This window comes from Nonomuraea sp. NPDC048826 (genome assembly GCF_043198225.1).
GTDB lineage: Bacteria > Actinomycetota > Actinomycetes > Streptosporangiales > Streptosporangiaceae > Nonomuraea.
Genome location: NZ_JBICUQ010000024.1, coordinates 1 through 4,778, shown reverse-complemented (window position 1 = coordinate 4,778; position 4,778 = coordinate 1). Strand labels below are relative to the sequence as shown.

Annotated in this window: 3 protein-coding genes; 1 reads left to right on the top strand and 2 read right to left on the bottom strand. The window is 70.2% G+C overall.

The genetic code is table 11. The features are described from left to right. Positions 1 to 129 precede the first annotated feature (129 nt). Positions 130 to 294, bottom strand: a complete 165-nt coding sequence (locus tag ACGFI7_RS41705) for a hypothetical protein (protein WP_393415398.1) — start codon at positions 292 to 294, stop codon at positions 130 to 132. Between the two features lie 669 nt (positions 295 to 963). On the opposite strand from ACGFI7_RS41705, the gene ACGFI7_RS41700 reads away from it, so the two are divergent. Then, on the top strand, positions 964 to 3,396 hold the full coding sequence (locus ACGFI7_RS41700; RefSeq protein ID WP_393415396.1) for a phosphoketolase: 2,433 nt from the start codon (positions 964 to 966) through the stop codon (positions 3,394 to 3,396). A 214-nt stretch (positions 3,397 to 3,610) separates the two neighbouring features. On the opposite strand, the gene ACGFI7_RS41695 is transcribed toward ACGFI7_RS41700, so the two are convergent. After that, a complete protein-coding gene (locus tag ACGFI7_RS41695) occupies positions 3,611 to 4,564 on the bottom strand; it encodes an Acg family FMN-binding oxidoreductase (protein ID WP_393415393.1) in 954 nt (317 codons plus the stop codon). Positions 4,565 to 4,778: the final 214 nt, after the last annotated feature.

Genomic DNA, 4,778 nt, shown 5'->3' with positions numbered 1-4,778 from the left:
TTGACGGCGGCCACCTCGGTGGTCATCACGTTCTCGACGACGGCGGTCATGGCGATCTCCTCACGTGCTTGACCCGGACGATGCCGGGCACGGTGACGTCTCTGCTCGGGCCGAACGGGTACCGCTCGCTCAGCGCGGCTCGTCACCGGGACGGGAGAGCATGGCCATGAGGCCGAGGGCGGCGGTGACGGAGACGATCTCGGTCACCATCACGTCCGCGACGGCCTGCGCATGCCGATCAGCCCTTCCCCGACCATCATCTTGCGGAGCGTACGGTGTTTCGGGGATCTTCATGGACCCGGTACGTGCCGGCGTCCATGTATCTCCTCTTGTCGGCCGTCCTCATCACACATCGCGAGGACGGCTTTGTTCAGAGCCGAAGGTCCCGGACCGGGCGGTCGTTAGTCAGCTCGCCCATGAGGCCATCCAACGCGCCCGGAGTTCAGGCCGTGCTGAGCTCCGGGACCTCTCCCGTGACAGACCGCGGCGCAACCCGATGTCGCGTTGTGGGGTGAGCGCGACGGCGCCGGACCCGCAACACGAGGAGGCACGCGCTGTTGACCACCGGGTCTCGGCATCAGCATCGCTCGGGCCGGTGTGTCGTCGCCGTCCCCGGTCAGGTGAATCCGCACCGTCTACTGCTTGGCTTCCATCGTTCCTTCCTCCATCGCGATGGGTCCGCCTACCTCATTGCCCTCCGCATGAAATCACCCGCCTTCCGGCCCTTCCGGACCGACCTTCGCCCCTGTCTCATCGCCGGCTGCGAACGTAGCGTGACGGCAGAGGTCCCGGGTGGGGATTCAGGTGTCCTGTGCCATGTGCACGGTCCGATGCCTGACCCCTTTCCGATCACTCCCAGGGATCCGGTGATCCTCTGGACAGCTGCCCTTTCCCGGTCTGGGATGGGACTGGCAGCCGCGCATCGGGCACTACCGCAACCCACTCTGAGAAGGGAATGTGCGCATGACCGCAGTTTCGGACGAGCAGGTCCGCAAGGCCGTCGACGAGGACCTGTTCCGAAGGCTGGCCTCTCCCGGCGCCGAGGAGGTCGGACAACTGGACGCCTGGTGGCGGGCCAACAATTATCTCACCATCGGGCAGATCTACTTGCAGGGCAACCCGCTGTTAAGGGAGCCGCTGGCACCGCGGCACATCAAGCCGCGGTTGCTGGGCCACTGGGGCACCAGCCCCGGACTGTCGCTGATCTACGCCCACCTCACCCGGCTCATCCGGCACACTGGACAGCAGGCGATCTATCTCGCCGGGCCCGGGCACGGCGGGCCGGCGCTGGTGGCCGCCGGATACCTGGAGGGCGCCTACAGCGAGATCTACCCGCACGTCAGCCAGGACGAGGCCGGGATGCTGCGCCTGTTCCGGCAGTTCTCCAGCCCGGGCGGCATTCCCAGTCACGTCTCGGTGACCACGCCGGGCTCGATCCACGAGGGTGGCGAGCTCGGGTATGTGCTGGTGCACGCCTTCGGCGCGGTCATGGACAACCCCGACCTGCTGGCGGTGGCGGTGGTGGGCGACGGCGAGGCCGAGACGGGACCGCTGGAGGGATCCTGGAAGGGCGTGTCGTTCCTCAACCCTGAGCGTGACGGCGCCGTGCTGCCGGTCCTGCACCTCAACGGCGCGAAGATCGCCGGCCCGACGGTGCTGTCCCGCAAGGATCCCACGGAGGTGCGCCGGCTGCTGGAAGGCCACGGCTACGAGGTGCTGGAGGTGGAGGGTTCGGACCTGCCGGGCATGCACCACCGCTTCGCGGCGACGCTGGCCGAGGCATGGGCCCGCATCCGCGCCATTCAGCACCTGGCCCGTACCGGCGAATGGGACGGCACCCGGCCGCGGTGGCCGCTGATCGTGCTGCGCTCGCCCAAGGGGTGGACCGGCCCGCAGCAGGTGGACGGCGTGCAGATGGAGGGCACCTGGCGCTCGCACCAGGTGCCGCTTTCAGGGGTGCGCGACAACCCGGAGCACCTGGCGATCCTGGAGAGCTGGCTGCGCTCGTACCGGCCGGAGGAGCTGTTCGACTCCACCGGCGCGCCCAGCGAGACGGTGCGTGCTCTGGCGCCGGAGGGCGACCTGCGGATGAGCGCCAGCCCGCACGCCAACGGCGGCCTGCTGACGCGTGATCTCGCCCTGCCCGACTTCCGCGACTACGCCGTCGAAGTGCCGCGCCCGGCGCAGTCGCGCGCCGAGTCGACCCGGCGGCTCGGCGAGCTGCTGCGGGACGTGTACCGCGACAACCCCGACACCTTCCGGCTGTTCTGCCCGGACGAGACCAACAGCAACCGGCTCGGCGCCGTGTTCGAGGCCTCCGACCGCGCCTTCGCCGAACGCGTCACCGGCGACGACGTGGCGATCAGCCGCGACGGGCGGGTCATGGAGGTGCTGTCGGAGCACAACTGCCACGGCTGGCTGGAGGGCTACACGCTGACCGGGCGGCACGGCATGTTCGCCACCTACGAGGCGTTCGCGATGGTCAGCGCCTCCCAGACGGTGCAGCACGGCAAGTGGCTGCAGGAGGCCAGCCGGCTGCCCTGGCGGGCCAAGGTGCCCAGCCTGAACGTGCTGCTGACCTCGACCGCCTGGCGCAACGACCACAACGGCTTCTCCCACCAGGGGCCCGGCCTCATCCAGGTCGTGCTGACCCAGCGCGGCGACGTCGCCCGCGTCTACCTGCCGCCGGACGCCAACTGCCTGCTGTCGGTGGCCGACCACTGCCTGCGCTCGCGCTCGTACATCAACCTCATCGTCATCGACAAGCAGCCGCAGCTGCAGTGGCTCGGCATCGACGAGGCGATCGAGCACTGCGCCCGCGGGGCCGGCATCTGGGCATGGGCCGGCACCGACGACGGCGGCAGCGACCCCGACATCGTGCTGGCCTGCGCCGGCGACGTGGTGACCATGGAGACGGTCGCGGCGGCGCGGATACTCAAGGAGCGGCTGCCCGGCTTCAAGGTCCGGGTGGTCAACGTTGTCGACCTGATGACGCTGCCGCGGCCGAAGGACCATCCGCACGGCATGAGCCCCACCCTGTTCACCGAGCTGTTCACCGACACCGTCGACGTCGTGTTCGCCTTCCACGGCTATCCCGGCGCCATCCACCAGCTCGTGCACGGCCGCCCGGACGCCGACCGGTTCAGGGTCCGCGGCTTCATCGAGGAGGGCACCACCACCACGCCCTTCGACATGACCGTGCGCAACCGCGCCTCCCGCTACCACCTCGTCATGGACGCCATCAACAACGCCAGGCGGCTGCCGCGCGGCGCCGCCGACCTGATGGCCTGGTGCGAGCGGAAACTCGCCGACCATCAGGCGTACGTGGTCGAACACCTGGAAGACATGCCCGAGGTGCGCGACTGGTCGCTGGGCGACTGGGCACGGAAGGGCTGAGCGGACTCAACGAGCGGCCCCCACTGGTCCTGACCAGTGGGGGCCTGCGGGCACGGGGCCGGGTCGCCTCCATGTCGCCTCCATGTCGCCTCCATACGGGAGGCGACCGGCCGGTCATGCGGACAGCGATGGCGGCTTGGTGCGCCGCTCCATCCAGCCGGACAGCGTGGCGCCTTCCCTCGGGTTGCCACGCCCGGCGATGTCATCCCGGGCCTCAAGCGGCTTCCAGCTCGGCGGTGGGGCGTCGCGGGCTGCGAGCCACGGGAAGCCCGTACCCGAACCTGATGATCATCTGGGGGTGGCCTCGGCGGTGGTGCGGGTCGCGGCGCTTGCGCATGTCGCGCAGGTCGAGGGGCTGGTTCAGGAACGACGCCGACACGCCGTGCCCGGCCGCCGCCAGCAGTACTCGCTGCAGCGCCTGACCGGCCCGCAGCCAATCCACAGGGCGATCACCCATCGTGGTCAGCACCGCCAGCTGTGGCCGCTCCTCGAAGCGCGCCTCTCCTACCTGCCGCCCGAAGTCCCGCACAGGCGCCGGATCCCCCAGCGGATGCGGCCCGTGGACGTAGTCGGGAAGGCCGTCGTAGCGCGGCCCCGGCATCGTCCACGCGGCCAGCTCGGCACGATAGTCGTGGTCACGGGCCAGCTCCTCCTCGGCGATGGCGGCATAGTCCAGCATGTCGTCCGTCGCGTGCCGGTCGAGGAACACCAGCCCCGCGCCTTCCCGCCCGGCGGCCCGCCGGAGCTCGGCCCGCACCGCGTGCGGCAGGGCATGGTCGGCGAAGGGCCGGCGGCTGGTGCGGCGCACGGGGATGAGGTCGTACAACGCGCGGTACTCCCCGGGAACGGGCAACGACCCGGCCATGCGCACGGCGGCCAGCAATTCGGGCTCCTCCTCGGGTGAGGGCAGCAGCCACACCATCGGACGCTGCCCGGCCGTGCGCACCGCCAGGCGCAGGTTGAACAGCGCCGCGCCGCAGCTCACGTACTGATTACGCCCGCGCGGATCGCTGATCCGCAGCCGCCGGTCGGGGTCGGCGAACACCTCGATGGATTCCCGGCGCACCACGCGGAAGCGCCACGGCTGGGTATTGAACACCGACGGTGCTTGCCCAGCCGCCACCAGCAGCCGCCGGACGCCGAGCTCGGTAGCGAGTGAAACGGACATCACACACCTCCTGCCGCCGACGCTGCCGCACCCGGGCGGGCTGCGGTGAGTGTCCGAGGGCCCCGTCGCCGCGCCGAAGGTCCCTGCTCCGTGGGGAGGACCAAGGGCCTTCGGCCTCGGGTCGTACGGCACTGAGCGCCGGCCGCCGCAACCGATGTGATGGAGGTGAGACAAGGACACACCACAGAACCGGAAAGGGAGGCCCGCCATGGCC